The following is a 15,734-nucleotide window of genomic DNA, read 5'->3' as shown; positions in this document are numbered from 1 at the left end:
GGCGGCAGCACAGAGAAAAAATGTGCTTTATTTTAGCAGCATTTTTAAAAACTGGCTGCTAAAACGGGGAGGGAGAGGGGAAGAATGAAAACACATGGCAAAATCATGTTACTGTATCTGGTGTTTTTATTTGTAACAATCAGTGTGGCAGGATGGTGCGCAGAAGTGGCGTTCCGGTCGGTATTCTGCCGGAAGCTGGTGATTCCGGGATTTCTGTACGGACCATACTGCCCGATTTACGGCTTTGGCGTGGTTGCTGTTACGCTCTTCTGCAATCATAAAAAGAAATGGGTTTCCTTTCTGGAGATTTTCGTGCTGGCTTCTCTGCTGGAATACGTCGTTTCCTTTACCTTTGAACGGGTATTCCATGTGCTGCTGTGGGACTACTCCATGATTCCGTTCAGCATCGGCACGCGCGTAAGCCCGCTGTTTTCCCTCATCTGGGGATTTTTCGGGGTAATCGCGCTGACAGAGGTGGAGCCGCGTATGCGGCAGCTTTATCAGAACCACAGAAATGTGGCAGATATCGGAGCGGTGGCAGGGCTGTCGGTTATCGCGGCGGACGCCGTTATAAAGGTAGCCGGCTTTTAAAAAGCAAAAGAAAAACAGTGGGCGGAAAAGCTCACTGTTTTTTTGGGGGGATTTTGAACGGCGGATTTCCGGACCGGAAGCCGGACCTGAAGGAGCGTCGCCATCTGCGCTCAGCCTGTCAGCCGCGGCAGAAGGTTGAGCAGCAGAATCCAGGCAAGTCCGTAATACGTAACGACGGCAACCAGATCGTTGAGTGTCGTGATGAGCGGACCGGAAGCGACTGCCGGGTCGATTTTTAGCTTCTTCAGAAGAATCGGGATGACCGTTCCGGCGATGCTGGAGAGCATCATCGCTGTCAGCAGTGAAATGCCGACGCACAGCGAGGTAGAAAACGCCGTCAGCGGCGCCTGCCCCTTAAACAGCACCAGATAGATGCCGATGCACACAAAGGACAGCGCGCCCAGAATGATACCGTTCAGAAGACCGATACGCGCTTCCTTGGAAACCAGAAAAAGCTTTTGCTTTAAGGGAAGCTTTTCATCCATCAGCACACGGATGGTGACAGCGAGCGACTGTGTGCCGACATTGCCCGCCATGTCGAGGACGAGTGACTGGAAGCTCACGAGCAGGGGAAGCTGTACCACCACAAACTCGAAGAGGCTGACGGTGCCGGACACCACCATGCCGAGCGCGAGCAGGACGATCAGCCAGGGAAGACGCTTGCTGATGCTCTTTTTCAGCGGTTCCCGCAGATCCTCCTCGGAGGACAGACCGCCGAACTTTGCGTAATCATCGCCCATAATGTCGTCCACCATTTCCACCATGTCCTGGGAGGTCAGCACACCTGTCAGACGGTTATTCTCATCGAGAACCGGAATCGAATCCTCGGAATAATCGCGGAGAAGATTCACACAGTCCTCAATAAGCTGGCTCGCGTACACGTAAGGATAGGAGGTGGTAGTGATTTCCTCCAGCGGCGTGTTCTCGCGCGCAATGATCAGATCCTTTAAATCGACCGCGCCCACCAGAACGCCGTCCTCATCTAACACATAGATGGTGGAAATATTGTCATTTTCCGCCGCCTGCCTCACCAGCTCCTTCATCGCCTGGCGCACACCGGTGCCCTCAGAGACGGAAATATAGTTGGTCGTCATCCGGCTGCCGATTTCGTCTTTGTCGAAAGAGCAGGAGAGCGCGATTTCCTTTTTTAAATCGTCCTCCATCAGATCAATCAGCGTGTCGCGCTGCCCCTTGTCGAGCTGCCGCAGATATTCCACCGCCGATGTGACATCAAAATCTGAGAGCACTGCAACACGTCTGCGGATATTTAATTCCTCCAGATAAAGATCGCGCTGCTGGGAATATTCCAGCACATCTGCAAGCGTCTGCGTATCCAGGATACTGTACAGCTTGTGGCGCTCGTCCCTGTGCAGGACATCCATTGCCTCTGCAATATCCTTTTCGTGGTATTCGTGCAGGCGCTCCTGCAGAAGCTTCGGGGTCAGCGTGCTGCGGATTACGGAAACAATCTCACGCTCGTAATCCGGCTGCTGCATGGCGGTCGTGCCGCCGGAAAGGTTCTTTTTCATCGTCATTGTCTGCATCCTCCTTTACTCATAAATTTTGTCGTACTATGACTGAGCAAAGACGGGCACAGGATGCCGGGGTAAAAAAGAGCACAAAAAAACCATTGTCCCCGGCAAAATGCCGTGCACCCTGCTTTGCTGATGTAGCGCAGCTTTCAGACAGACAATGGCAGTTATAAAAACGGTCAGAATACAGACGGTCTGCGCCTGAAAATCCGCCGCGGGATAACTGCCCTGTCGCTACTTCGTCCACCGCTGTTGCCGTCCATAGTCTCACCTCTCTTATCAGAATTATCTGGTGACGGATAAGATTGTCGGGGTCTGCCACATCTGCAGGAACCCGCAATCTTTGTCACCAACGATTATTTTAGCACCCTCCGCCGGAAATTTCAACACCTGCCGGGAAAAAACGGTGGACATTTATTTCTTTCAATGCTATAACCGAGGTAGTAGTTTTGCTGCTGCACGCGCGGCAGGAGGCGATATCTGCCTCTCATGCCGCCGGCAGGCAAAGGGCAGAGAGGAGAAAGACATGGTTTCATTTGAAAATGATTATATTGCCGGGGCGCATCCCCAGGTGCTGAAAAGACTGATGGAAACAAATCTGGAGCCGCTTTCCGGCTACGGAGCCGATTTATACAGTGAGCGCGCGAAGGAAAAAATCCGTGCGGCGTGCGGATGCCCGCAGGCGGAAGTGGAATTTCTGGTGGGCGGCACGCAGACGAACGCTGTCGTCATATCCTCCATGCTGAAGGATTATGAGGGCGTCATTGCGGCAAAAACCGGTCATGTGAGCGTACATGAGGCAGGCGCCATCGAATACACCGGACACAAGGTGCTGGAAATTGCGCAGGAAGAGGGAAAAATCCGGGCGGATGCGCTGCGCGCATATCTGGAAGCCTACTATGCCGACGAAAACTTTGAGCACATGGTTTTTCCGGGAATGGTCTATATTTCCTGGCCCACGGAGTACGGCACGCTTTATTCCAAAAAGGAGCTGCAGGAGATTGCCGGCGTGTGCCATGCATATCAGATTCCGCTCTACGTGGACGGCGCGCGTCTGGGCTACGGTCTGATGAGCCGCGAGGCGGACATCACGCTGCCGGAGCTGGCGCAGATCTGTGACGTTTTCTACATCGGCGGCACCAAGGTGGGCGCTCTCTGCGGGGAGGCGGTGGTTTTCACAAAGGGCAATAAGCCGGCGCATTTTCTGACGTCTGTGAAAAAACGGGGCGCGCTGCTTGCCAAGGGACGTCTGACGGGCGTGCAGTTTGACGCGCTGTTTACGGATGATTTGTATTTTAAAATCGGTCGTCATGCCATTGAAAAAGCGGAGGAGCTGAAAGCGCTTTTTCACAGCAAAAATATGGATATTTACCTGGAATCTCCCACAAACCAGCAGTTTATTATTCTGGAAAACCGGCGGATGGAGGAGCTGAAGGAGCAGGTAGCTTTCAGCTTCTGGGAAAAGCTGGATGAAAATCATACGGTGGTGCGTTTTGTGACAGGCTGGTCCACCACGGATGAGGATCTGGAAGCGCTGCAAAAGCTTCTGTGACGGCGCACGGCTTTAGCGGGTAATGCGGCGTCTGCGCGCGGCAGAGCCGGTGCGGGAAGCAAAGATATGCCGCGGAAAATTTCGGGGAGGAACAGACATGCTGCGGAAAATTTCGGGGAGGAACAGGCATGCTGCGGAAAGCTCCGGAGAGGAACAGACATGCCGCGGAAAACTTTGGGAGGAATGGAAATGGCACGGATGACGGGCAAAAATAATCTTACATCAAAGCAGTTCAACAGAGGTCTCTTGCTGAAGCTGATAGCGACACAGAACTGCCGGACGCGCATCGAGCTGTCAAAGGCGACCGGTCTGACCAAGATGACCGTCACCAATATCGTTTCGGAATTTATACAGCAGGGGCTGGTTGCCGAGCGTGAGGAGGTGCAGACGGAGGTCTGCGGAAGAAATCCGATACTGCTGGAAATCTCCGGAAAGGCGCCAAAGGTAATCGGGCTTCTGATTTTCCGCGACCGTATAGAGGCGGTGCTGTGCACGCTTTCCATGCAAAAGCTGGCGTCGGAGAGCATTCATTTTGATTCGCTGACTAAGGAGCAGCTATATGCGCACTGTTTTTCCGTGATTGACAGGCTGCTGGAAAAAGAAAAAAATATTTTTGGCATTGGCGTGGCGGCAATCGGTCCGGTGGACATCTGGAAGGGCGTGATTTTAAATCCGCCGCGGTTTTACGGGATACAGAATGTACCTGTCCGGGAGGCACTGGAAAAAAGGTATGCGCTGCCGGTGTTTTTCGACCATGACAACAACAGCGCCGCGCTGGCAGAGCTTCTGTTCGGAATCGGAAGAAACGTGCAGGATTTTCTGTTTGTGGGGATTTCCAACGGTATCGGCTCCGGAATCGTCAGCGGCGGGCGGGTCTATCACAGCCACCGCGGACTTCCGCCCGAAATCGGGCACATCAGCATCGACCGCAGAGGTCCGCTGTGCGCCTGCGGAAACCGGGGGTGTCTGGAGCTGTACGCCAATACACATATTGTTCTGGAAAAGCTGCGGGCGGCAAAGGGACGTGCTTTTTCCGGTGAGCGCTGCGCCGGTCCGGGGGACGCTCTTTCGGCAAACTTCTGCCGGGCGGAGGAAGGGGCTTCTTTTGCTGACTTCTGCCGGGAGGAGGGTGCTTCCTTCGCTGACTTCTGCCGGGCGCCGCAGACGGCGGAGACAGAGGAAATCTTTGAGGAAATGCTGCAGGACGTCAGCGCCGCGCTTGTTACCAGCGTCAATATTCTGCACCCGGAAATGATTGTGCTCGGTCATGACTGCATCGACTGGGACGAACGTCTTGTCGGCAGGCTGGAGGAGCTGGTAAACGAGCGGAAGGTCGTGCACGACCAGCGTCCGCTTCCGGTAAAAAAAGCGTATTTCGGGAAAGAGGCGCAGCTTATCGGGGCGGCGTGCAATGCGGTGGACCAGATGTTCAGGGGATTCGTCTGATTTTTGTAAAAAGACTGTCTTGACATACATCATATACCTGTTATAATGATAGTAAATTAAATATACTATTATCAACAGACTGTGGAAAAGAGACGCTGTCCGGACGTGCCGGAGCCGGGCGGCTGCTTCCGGACGCAGTCGGAAGGGATGGGAGAAATGAACAGAAAGTATCAGATTGACACAGAGGAAAACAGGGCATTTTTGCAGGAGCGCGCTGACGAGCTGCTCCGGTTTGGACACAAGTTTCCCTCGCCGCAGGGAAGCTCCTGGTATCTGGGGGACGATGGTACGCCGTGGAAGGACCGCAACCGCGAGACCTGGATTACCTGCCGTATGGCGCATGTCTACAGCATCGGCTGCCTGCTGGGGCACGAGGGCAGCGAAGAGCTGGTGGACGCGGCGCTGAAGGGCTTAAACGGAGAGCTGAAGGACGTGGAAAACGGCGGCTGGTATCCGGGGCGCACGCCGGAGGGCGATATTCTGCCGGACAAGCAGTGCTATGCACATGCATTCGTGATTCTGGCGGCGACTTCCGCCATGCTGGCGAAAAGACCGGGCGCGGAGGAGCTGCTTGCGGAAGCGCTGGAGCTGTATGATAAGCGCTTCTGGAATGAGGAGGAAGGACTTTCCTGCGATACTTGGAATACCGCATTTACCGTACTGGACGATTACCGCGGCGTAAACGCAAATATGCATACCGTAGAGGCGTTCCTGGCGGTTGCCGATGCGACAGGCAGAGAGGAATACCGGGTGCGCGCGGGACGCATTGTCGACCATGTGATTGCGTGGGCAAAGGATAATGAGTGGAGAATCCCGGAGCACTTCACAAAGGACTGGCAGCCGGATCTGGAGAAGAATAAGGAAAAGCCGGACGACCCCTTCAAGCCGTATGGCGCAACGCCGGGACACGGCATTGAGTGGGCGCGCCTCATCACGCACTGGGCGCTGTCCACTTATGGAAAAAATACAGAAAAGGCGCAGCCGTATGTGGAAGCGGCTGAAAAGCTCTTCAACCGCGCTATTGCGGATGCATGGAACGTGGACGGGGCGCCGGGAATCGTTTACACGACCGACTGGAGCGGAAAGCCCTGCGTACACGACAGAATGCACTGGACGCTGGCGGAAGCCATCAACACCTCCGCTGTTTTATACCGCGTCACCGGAAAACAGCAGTATGCGGATAATTACGCAGAATTTATGCAGTATCTCGATGAGACCGTGCTGGACCATGTAAACGGCTCCTGGTTCCATCAGTTAGATCAGAACAATCAGCTTCTCGGAACCGTGTGGCCGGGAAAATCCGACATCTACCATGCATTGCAGTCCATGCTGATTCCGTACCGCAGAGTGGATACCTCCATTGCCTGCGCCGTAAAGGAAACAGCCGGACATGCCTGCTGATGTCTGCGCACTGCGCGGGAAGACAGTTCAGATACCGGAAAATGGAAGCAAAGGAAAGAAGGCAGTGTACTGAGATAAAGGTACACTGTCTTTTTTTCATATTTCCCAAAAGTTCACAAATTTTTCACAAAATTGTTAGCACTCCCTCTTGACGAGTGCTAAAAAGTGTGTTATATTACATCTAGAACAGATGGAAAGGGTATTACAAAAAGGAAATCCTTTCCGGAGGCTCTGAAAAATAAAAAATTGGATATAATACATTTTGAGTAGGAAAAGGAGAGATGACTTATGATGATGCCGAGTATTTTTGGAAGAGATATGTTTGATGACTTTTTTGGATATCCGTTTGATGTAGTAAGAACGAGTGATGCAGTAAAATCTACCATGATGCAGACAGATGTGAAGGAAACAGACCAGGGATATGAAGTTACGATGAACATCCCAGGCGTAAAGAAAGAGGATGTAAAGGCGGAGCTGAAGGACGGCTACCTGACTATCCAGGCAACCACCAACGGCGGCAATGACGAAAAGGACAACAACGGCAGATACATCCGCAGAGAGCGTCACTACGGTACCTGCAGCAGAAGCTTCTATGTAGGCGAGGAAGTAAAGCAGGAGGAAATCAAAGCCAGATTCGAGGACGGCACGCTGAAGCTGTTCGTTCCGAAGAAAGACGCAAAACAGACAGTTGAGCAGAAGAAGTACATTACGATTGAGGGCTGATGAGGCGCAAAGCTACAGTCCATGCCGACAGGCGCAGAATCCGGACGGGTTCTGCGCCTGTTACTGTTTATACCGTTCTGACGCCGCTGCTTTGCCATACAAACTATACAAAAATGATAGCAACATTTTCCGGACGATGCTATACTGATGAAGTGGAGGGTTCACGCTGGCCTCAGACACTTGCTGCGACGCAAAGCCGGGGCTGTGGGTCTGAGGCGTAAGAACGTGATTCAGGCGTGAGCAAATCCCATTCGCGTTTAGAAATAAATTAGAGACAGATAAATTATAATGATGCCAGGAGACAAAAACATCCGGAACAGGGGGACAGCTATGAGTGAAAACATTTTAATTGTGGATGACGAGCGGGAAATTGCGGATCTGGTAGAATTGTACCTGAAGAATGAAAATTTCCAGGTGTACAAATACTATAGTGCGGCGGATGCGCTCCGGTGCATTGAGAAGGAAAAGCTGGACCTGGCGATTCTGGATGTGATGCTTCCGGAAACCGACGGATTTCAGATTTGCCGCAAAATCCGCGAAAAATATAATTACCCGGTTATTATGCTGACGGCGAAGGGCGAGGAGGTTGACAAAATCACCGGTCTGACGCTGGGAGCTGACGACTACATCACGAAGCCTTTTCTGCCGCTGGAGCTGGTCGCGCGTGTGAAAGCGCAGCTCCGTCGTTATAAGCGCTACAATGTGGGGGCGCAGCCGCAGGCGGATGTGTTTGAATATGGCGGGCTTGTGCTTAATGTGACGACGCATGAATGTACGCTGAACGAAAAGCCGCTGGTGCTGACGCCGACCGAATTTTCCATTCTGCGCATTCTCTGCCAGAACCGCGGACGGGTGGTCAGCTCGGAGGAGCTGTTCCGCCAGATATGGAAGGAAGAATATTTTACGAAGAATAACAATACGATTACCGTTCACATCCGTCATTTGCGGGAAAAGATGGGCGATTCCTTTGAAAATCCGAAATACATAAAAACAGTCTGGGGGTGCGGCTACAAAATTGAAGGCTAAATGCATACGGACATTAAAATTCATATTGATAATGGCGGCGGGGATTGCCGGCTGTCTATGGATTTACAGCACTGTCGATTATTTCTGGAACGGCATGTTTATAGACTGGTTTACGGCAAATTATACAAACATGTATATGCTGGATAACGGCGCCTATGTTTATGAGCCAATCTGGGGGGATGTCAAGTGGCTGCTTCTCAGAATGATGATTCTGGGCGTGATGATATGTATCGCGGTGGCATACCTGACGGCGCGCTATTATGCCAGAAAAAAGGTGAGGGAGTCCGTCACGGAAACGGGCGCTATGATACGCCGCTATATGGCGAAGAATCTGGAGGCGGAGGAGGTCTTTCCGCCCGGATATGAGGAAATCGCCATGCAGATGAGCAGTATCAGAAATGATATACAGCGGCGGGAACAGACGCTGAAGGAAGAGGTGAGCCGGAAAAATGATCTGATTGTTTATCTGGCGCACGATTTAAAAACGCCGCTTACTTCTGTTATCGGCTATCTGAGCCTGCTGGAGGAAGCGCCGGATATGCCGCCGGCGCAGAAGGCAAAGTATGTGCATATTTCTCTGGAAAAGGCGCTCCGGCTGGAGCAGCTTATCAATGAATTTTTTGAAATTACGCGCTATAATCTGCAGCAGATTGTGCTGGAGAAGGAGAGCATAGATATTTCTTATATGCTTATCCAGATGGCGGATGAGTTTTATCCTATTCTGCAGGCGCATGGAAATACGGCGCAGGTGGAAGCGGGGGAGGGACTGACGGTTTACGGCGATTCCATGAAGCTGGCGCGTGTGTTTAATAATATTCTGAAAAATGCGGTGGCATACAGCTACCGGGATACGCCGGTTGAAATCAGCGCGCAGGAGCAGGATGGCAGGGTGATAATCCGCTTTACGAATCATGGCAGAACGATTCCGAAGCAGAAGCTGGAGACTATTTTTGAAAAATTTTTCCGGCTCGATGGCGCCCGCGCTACGAATACCGGCGGAGCCGGACTGGGGCTCGCTATCGCCAGAGAAATTGTCGAGCTGCACGGCGGTACGGTCACGGCGGCAAGCGCGGAGGAGCTGACCACCTTTACGGTTACGCTGCCGGCGGCTTCTTAATTTTTTCTCAGGAAATAAACAACCGCATATTAAAGGATGAAAAGCTTCTGTCTGGTAAGATAAATATCGGAAGGAGCTTTTTCGCTGCCAGGCATCCGAAAGGAGTTGCCGGTGACAGCTCCTGTAGGTGTACAGGCAGGGCGGTGCGCGGAATCCGGCTGCTTTATGTGCACAGGAAGGCGGTGTATGGAATCCGGCTGCTTTATGTGCGCAGGAAGGCGGTGCGTGGAATCCGGCTGTCATATGTCCGGCGCAGACACGTTGCTCCTCTTGATTTTGCTGCGCCGCCTATCTGACAGCTTTTTGCGCAAACTCGCCTGCTTTGCAGGCTCAGACAAGCTTCAAAAGCTGTCGCTATGCTCGCAAAATCTGCGGGAGCTGCCTATCGTCTGCGCCGGACATATGACAGCCGGATTCCCTTGGACGCCGGTCGGCGCATGACAGCCGGATTCCATTGCACGCCGGTCAGCGCATGACAGCCGGATTCTTTTGCACGCCGGTCAGCGCATGACAGCCGGATTCCCTTGCACACCGGTCAGCGCATGACAACCGGATTCCTTTGCACGCCGGTCGGCGCAGGAAAAACGCAGATGTGCTGGAAGGTGCTTTGATGTTTTTGGATTTTGGTGGTGCGAGGCACGGAAAAATCGATGGAGCCGTTTGACGGATTGAGGGGGAGATTATGGTGAATTATGAATATAGAAATGACAGGCGTCCGGCGGGACGTCAGACGGACGGGAACCGGAAAAGACAGAATATGGTAAGACAGCAGACGGGAAAACGGCAGGAGTCAGAGCGCCGGATGGGAAGTCGTAAGGCAATGAAGCAGCAGCGCCGCAGAAGACGGCGTGTGCGTATACAGAAGATGCTGCTTACTGCGGCGGGGTTTCTGGGTGCGGCTTTTGTCTGCCTGGCGGCGGTGCGGGTAGTAATTCCCTGGCTTACGCAGGTGGCGGAAAATCTGGTGCGGACGCAGCAGTACGGTGCGGCGGATACGATTGGCGGGGAGAGTGCGGCGCCGCAGGTGACAGATGACGGAAGCCTGGCACAGCAGTATGGCGTGTCAGAGGACGAAGGGGCGGATGCCGGGAGCGGGACTGCCAGCGTGGATCTTGGCGGTCTGTACAGCCCCTGTGCGGTTCTGCTGGACGCGGGTACCGGTGAAATGCTGGCGGAGAAAAACGGCAGTGCCCAGATGTATCCGGCGTCTCTTACGAAAATCATGACGGCGCTGCTGCTGGTTGAATATTGCGGAAATCTGGACGGGACGGCATGGATACCGACGGATATTTATGACCAGCTCTATGCGGAGGGCGCCTCTGTGGCAGGCTTTCTGCCGGGCGAGGAGGTGACGCTGCGCGACCTTCTGTATGGAATTTTGCTTCCATCCGGGGCGGAGTGCTGTCTGACTGCCGCCCGTTACATCGCGGGTTCGGAGGAGTCTTTTGTGCAAATTATGAATCAGAGGGCGGCGGAGCTTGGCATGACAAATACACATTTTACAAACAGTACCGGGCTGCAGGATGCACAGCATTATTCCTCGGCGGAGGATATCGCGGCGCTTCTGCAATATGCTCTGCAGAATGCTTCCTTCCGGGAAGCGTTTACCAGCGAATATTATTATGTGCAGCCAACACAGGAGCATCCGGAGGGCTTTACCTTCTGGAGCACGCTGTTTTCACAGGCGCAGGCAAGCGGCGATGACAGGATTCTGGGAGGAAAAACAGGCTATACCCAGGAAGCGGGACTCTGTCTGGCAAGTCTGCTGCGCGTGGGCGGCAGAGAATATATTCTGGTGACGGCGGGAGCGCCCGGCTCGCACGAGACGGAGCCATATCACATAGAAGATGCGCAGAATGTGGCAAATCAACTGGAATGACAGCCACACCAGAAAGTAAATCCCATTCGCGAATCGAATTTTAAATGGATTTGCGGAGGTGGAAAAATTTTCATAAGTATATTAACAGAAAAAGCCGGGCATGATATAATCAAAAAAATCCCGCCGGAAAGATAAAGAATGCGGCGGGAAAAACAGGAATGCCTGAAAGACAGGGACGGAGGCTTTGTGTGATGTGGAAACTTTCCGGAAAATCAGTATACAGAGGGATTGCTGCAGGACCCGCCGCGGTGCTGAAAAAGCAGGACCAGCAGGTGCAGCGCAGAAAAACAGAGGATGCGGACGCGGAGATTGCGCGTCTCAAAGATGCGGCGGCAGCGACAAAGCAGCAGCTTCAGGAGCTGTATGAAAAGGCGGTGACGGAGGTTGGAGAGGCGAACGCCATGATTTTTGAGGCGCATCAGATGATTCTGGAGGATGAGGATTTTCTGGAAGCAATGTATCATATGATACGCACGGAGAGGGTGAATGCGGAATATGCGGCGGCAGCGGCGGGAGATAATTTTGCGAAAATGTTTGCGGAGATGGACAGCGATTACATGAAGGCGCGCGCCGCGGATATGCGCGATATTACAAACCGTCTGATTCAGAATCTGAGCGGGCAGGGACAGGATGGTTTTTTTGCAGAGCAGCCGTCCGTGATCATAGCGGATGACCTTTCGCCCAGCGAGACGGTGCAGATGGATAAGAGCCGGATTCTGGCGTTCGTCACGGTGCACGGCTCTACAAATTCCCATACGGCGATTCTGGCGCGGCAGATGAATATTCCGGCGCTGGTGGGCGTCCCTCTGGACCTGGATAAAATAGAGAATGGCGTGACCGTGGTAGTGGACGGGATGCGCGGCGAGGTGATTTTCGAGCCGTCGCAGGCGGCCCTGCAGGAGGCGGAGCGCCGGATGGCGCAGGAGCGGGAGCGGGCGGCTCTTCTGCAGGAGCTGAAGGGAAAGGAAAACCGCACGCGCAGCGGCAGAACCGTGAATGTTTATGCAAATATCGGCGGTGTGGGAGACGTCGGCTATGCGCTGGAGAACGATGCCGGCGGAATCGGTCTGTTCCGCAGCGAATTTCTTTATATCGGGCGCAATGATTTTCCGGGTGAGGAGGAGCAGTTCCAGACGTATATGCATGTGCTGCGCATGATGGGTGAGAAGAAGGTGATTATCCGCACGCTGGATATCGGCGCGGACAAGCAGGCGGATTATCTGGGACTTGGCAGGGAAGAGAATCCGGCGCTCGGATACCGGGCAATCCGTATCTGCCTGAAGCAGCCGGAAATTTTCCGGACGCAGCTCCGGGCGCTTCTGCGGGCGGCAGTGTACGGCAATCTTTCCATTATGTATCCGATGATTATTTCTGTCGGGGAGATGCAGCAGATTGCCGCAATCGTGCGGCAGGTGCAGGAAGAGCTGGAGGCGGAGCAGATTCCGTATAAGGTGCCGGAGCAGGGCATCATGATAGAAACGCCCGCCGCCGTGATGATTAGCGATGAGCTGGCAGAGCTGACGGATTTTTTCAGCATCGGGACGAATGACCTTACGCAGTATACGCTTGCCATCGACCGACAGAATGCCCGCCTTGACGATTTTTACGACCCGCATCATCCGGCGGTTCTGAAGATGATACGCATGACAGTGGAAAGTGCGCACCGCCACGGAAAATGGGCGGGCATCTGCGGAGAGCTGGGAGCCGATCTGGAGCTGACAGAGGAATTTATCAAAATGGGAGTGGATGAGCTGTCCGTCTCTCCGGCAATGGTGCTGGAGCTGCGCAGGCGTATCCGGGAAATAGAATAAAAGGGGCGTAAAAAGATTCATCCCGCCTGCCAGACCTTCCGGGAAGGAAGACATGGCAGGCGGGATGATGTTGTCAGTCAGAATTATTTTCCAGGAGATTTTCCACTTCTGCCTGGAAACCATAAAATTCATCGATATATTTTTCTATAATTACTTCGCAGCAGCTTTTTATAATATCTCCGTCATAATCATGCGTGAGCTGGTTTCGCACCTGAAGCATTTCCAACCATGTATTATCATGAATCAGATTAGCCTGAAAGGCTTTTTTTAATACCTCTCTGGGAGATTCTGCCACAAAATCCGTTATGGCATAGTATTCTGTCAGGATATCTTTCATGACTTTCCAGGCAAGGTCGAAGGTAATACAGAATTTTGCACTTGTGCCACTCAGTACAAAAGAATCTGTCAGATCTCTTTCACGTGCTTCGGAAAGCGCAGATAATGAATTCTTATAAGAAAGATAACGTTTTTTAAATTTTCCGTCCATAGTCCTTTATATCCTCCAACAGCAAGCGATTTTTGCAGGTATCAAGGTTGACTATATCAATGGTGTATAAGGTAGGAAATGTATCCACCTCTTCGGCAAGCTCTTCAAAATAAGTTACTCCCGATACTGCAATATCAATATCACTGCGGTCTCTTGCGGTACCCTTCGCGCGTGAACCAAAAAGAATTACTTCACGGGCATTATATTTCCGGCAGATTTCCGCTACTTGTTTTATTACTTCCTCTGCTGACATTTGACATTATCACCCCGGTTTTGCAAATTATATTTATATAATACTTTATATTAAGGTGATTGGCAATCCCCATTCGCGAAGCAGAATCGAAATAGTCTGCGTTGGCGGACAAAACAGCAGTGCTTTGCGGTCAGGATTTCTTTCCGGGTAAGCTGCTTTGCTATAATTAGTCAAAAACAGTCTGGGGGAAGATATAATGCAGGAAATAGAACGGAACAGTTATATTGAGGCAATTAAGATGGCGGCGGGCAGTGTCCAGTATAAAAATCTTTCTGTGAAAACGACGATGATTAAAGCGGCAGAACAGCTTTACTGGTATTATGAAAAGCTGAAAGACATGCGTTATCTGGAGACAGCAATGCTGCATATGCAGGCATATCTGGAGATGGGCTTTGCCTATGATGAGGGAGCGGAAGTATTTGAGAGGATTCTTGAAGGTCTTGGAACAACGCGCGAGATACAGTTTCCGGATAAATTTTATGCCTCAAAAAAAATAAAGCTGAACAAAAGCCGGGTAAGAAGTATGCTCCGGAGGTGGCCGGCATCTTCACGCCAGGGCATGAAGATTGGCGAGGTTGTGGAGGATATTATTACAAAAGTGAGAACAAAAGAAACGGGGATATTTGGCTACGAGTGTGCTGCTACCGGAGATTTCTATGAGCTTGTTGTCGGTGAGGAAGAAACATTTTTTCATGACATCCGCAGCGGAATATTTTATACCTTTGAGGATTGAGGAAAAAGCAGAAAACTGATACAATAGAAAACAGAAAAAGAGAGGGAAGCGGGCATGATTTATATTGCAGTTTGTGATGATAATGAAAAAACGGCGGATTCGCTGACAAAAAAGGTGGCGGCATATTTTAAGAAAAATAATATCGGTATAGAAATTGCCACATATTCCCAGAGCAGAATGCTTCAGTACGACGTCCAGGAGGGAAAATATTTCGACATTATCCTGAGTGATATTGAGATGCCGCACATAGATGGAATGAATCTGGCGCGCTATATTAAATCTTATCTGCCGGATGTTTTTGTTATTTTTGTTACATCACATTTGAAATATGCAATAGATGCGTATGAACTGGCTGTCTTCCGCTATATTCCAAAGAATGCAATCGATGAAAGACTGCGTCATGCGCTGGAAGATGTGGTAAAGCTTATAGAGGGCAGGTCAGACCGGTACTACCATATTACGATGCCCAGCCGGGTGGAAAAAATACCGTATCAGAGAATTTTGTATATCTGGAGAGAGGGCAAGAATGCTGTTATTTCACTTACGGATAATACAGAAACGCGGGTGAGAAAAAGTCTGGCGCAGGTAATGAGTGAACTGGACTGTAAGGATTTTATTTATATAGACCGTGGAAATATTGTAAATCTGCGATACATATTGAAAGTGAAAGATGGCATTGTTGAGATGGAAAATGGGATACGTCTGCCGGCAAGCCAGGCAAAGGAAGAGCAGATTAAACAGACGCTGAGCCGGTTCTGGGGAGAACAGATATGAGGATAGTGTGGGAAATCATAGAATATCTGGTATGTTTTGTAGAAACTTATATTGCATATAAGGTATTGGAAATTTTCTTTCCGGCAAGAAATTCGCGAAAGAAACAGAAAGAAATGATAATACTTGCACTCGTTGGCGCGGTTGTGACCAGAATATGTAATCAGATTTCCTTATTTTCGTATTTCACGATTTTTATATCTGTTTTTTATTCCAGCGTTTCCGGAATGTATATATATAGGGCGAAGTGTATACAGGTGCTGTCAATAATAAGCTTTTATGGATTGTGCCTGTGTGGCTTGGATTTTTTAGTGATGACCACAATATCAAGTTTTTATAAAGATATTGATATGCTAAATTATTTGTTAATGGAAATGAGTTCATTGCGTATCGGGGTCATTTTTTTTACAAA

The 15,734-nt window shown here is 51.2% G+C and carries 14 protein-coding genes; 11 read left to right on the top strand and 3 right to left on the bottom strand.

Going from position 1 to position 15,734, the window contains the following annotated elements:
• The first annotated feature begins 84 nt into the window (after positions 1-84).
• Positions 85-591, top strand: a complete 507-nt coding sequence (locus NQ534_RS06815) for a putative ABC transporter permease (RefSeq protein ID WP_006861492.1) — start codon at positions 85-87, stop codon at positions 589-591.
• Positions 592-701: 110 nt separating this feature from the next.
• On the opposite strand, the gene mgtE is transcribed toward NQ534_RS06815, so the two are convergent.
• The gene (mgtE, locus tag NQ534_RS06810) at positions 702-2,135 is read right to left on the bottom strand and encodes a magnesium transporter (RefSeq protein ID WP_006861491.1); all 1,434 of its coding nucleotides are present in this window, start codon (positions 2,133-2,135) and stop codon (positions 702-704) included.
• Positions 2,136-2,649: 514 nt separating this feature from the next.
• On the opposite strand from mgtE, the gene NQ534_RS06805 reads away from it, so the two are divergent.
• The 8 genes from NQ534_RS06805 (at position 2,650) to ptsP (ending at position 13,078) form a co-directional block, all read left to right on the top strand.
• On the top strand, positions 2,650-3,675 hold the full coding sequence (locus NQ534_RS06805; protein WP_040782730.1) for a threonine aldolase family protein: 1,026 nt from the start codon (positions 2,650-2,652) through the stop codon (positions 3,673-3,675).
• A 189-nt stretch (positions 3,676-3,864) separates the two neighbouring features.
• Positions 3,865-5,121 carry an ROK family transcriptional regulator gene (locus NQ534_RS06800; protein WP_242655331.1) on the top strand — a complete coding sequence of 419 codons (1,257 nt, stop codon included), beginning with the start codon at positions 3,865-3,867 and terminating at the stop codon, positions 5,119-5,121.
• Positions 5,122-5,277: 156 nt separating this feature from the next.
• Entirely contained in the window at positions 5,278-6,522 is a 1,245-nt protein-coding gene (locus tag NQ534_RS06795) for an AGE family epimerase/isomerase (protein WP_143115752.1), read from the top strand.
• Positions 6,523-6,810: 288 nt separating this feature from the next.
• Positions 6,811-7,245, top strand: a complete 435-nt coding sequence (locus tag NQ534_RS06790; protein ID WP_006861484.1) for an Hsp20/alpha crystallin family protein — start codon at positions 6,811-6,813, stop codon at positions 7,243-7,245.
• A 330-nt stretch (positions 7,246-7,575) separates the two neighbouring features.
• Entirely contained in the window at positions 7,576-8,271 is a 696-nt protein-coding gene (gene vanR, locus NQ534_RS06785; RefSeq protein ID WP_040782729.1) for a VanR-ABDEGLN family response regulator transcription factor, read from the top strand.
• The gene (locus NQ534_RS06780) at positions 8,261-9,388 is read left to right on the top strand and encodes a sensor histidine kinase (protein WP_040782727.1); all 1,128 of its coding nucleotides are present in this window, start codon (positions 8,261-8,263) and stop codon (positions 9,386-9,388) included. Before vanR ends, NQ534_RS06780 begins: the two co-directional genes overlap by 11 nt.
• 682 nt (positions 9,389-10,070) lie before the next feature.
• Positions 10,071-11,267 (top strand): D-alanyl-D-alanine carboxypeptidase family protein, encoded by a 1,197-nt coding sequence (locus NQ534_RS06775; protein WP_006861478.1) that lies wholly within the window; start codon positions 10,071-10,073, stop codon positions 11,265-11,267.
• Between the two features lie 191 nt (positions 11,268-11,458).
• The gene (gene ptsP, locus NQ534_RS06770; RefSeq protein WP_006861476.1) at positions 11,459-13,078 is read left to right on the top strand and encodes a phosphoenolpyruvate--protein phosphotransferase; all 1,620 of its coding nucleotides are present in this window, start codon (positions 11,459-11,461) and stop codon (positions 13,076-13,078) included.
• 73 nt (positions 13,079-13,151) lie between these two features.
• On the opposite strand, the gene NQ534_RS06765 is transcribed toward ptsP, so the two are convergent.
• Entirely contained in the window at positions 13,152-13,565 is a 414-nt protein-coding gene (locus NQ534_RS06765) for an HI0074 family nucleotidyltransferase substrate-binding subunit (RefSeq protein WP_006861475.1), read from the bottom strand.
• The gene (locus NQ534_RS06760; protein WP_006861474.1) at positions 13,549-13,818 is read right to left on the bottom strand and encodes a nucleotidyltransferase family protein; all 270 of its coding nucleotides are present in this window, start codon (positions 13,816-13,818) and stop codon (positions 13,549-13,551) included. The genes NQ534_RS06765 and NQ534_RS06760 overlap by 17 nt, the downstream gene beginning before the upstream one ends.
• Positions 13,819-14,014: 196 nt before the next feature.
• Between NQ534_RS06760 and NQ534_RS06755 the strand changes: the two genes are divergently transcribed.
• Complete coding sequence (locus tag NQ534_RS06755; RefSeq protein ID WP_006861473.1) at positions 14,015-14,551, top strand: hypothetical protein; 537 nt, start codon at positions 14,015-14,017, stop codon at positions 14,549-14,551.
• Positions 14,552-14,605: 54 nt separating this feature from the next.
• Entirely contained in the window at positions 14,606-15,325 is a 720-nt protein-coding gene (locus tag NQ534_RS06750) for a LytR/AlgR family response regulator transcription factor (protein ID WP_006861472.1), read from the top strand.
• Positions 15,326-15,734: the final 409 nt, after the last annotated feature.

This window comes from Marvinbryantia formatexigens DSM 14469, assembly GCF_025148285.1.
Taxonomy (GTDB): Bacteria; Bacillota; Clostridia; order Lachnospirales; family Lachnospiraceae; genus Marvinbryantia; species Marvinbryantia formatexigens.
Note: the sequence above shows the minus strand (reverse complement) of the source record. Positions and strands in the feature narration are given on the sequence as shown.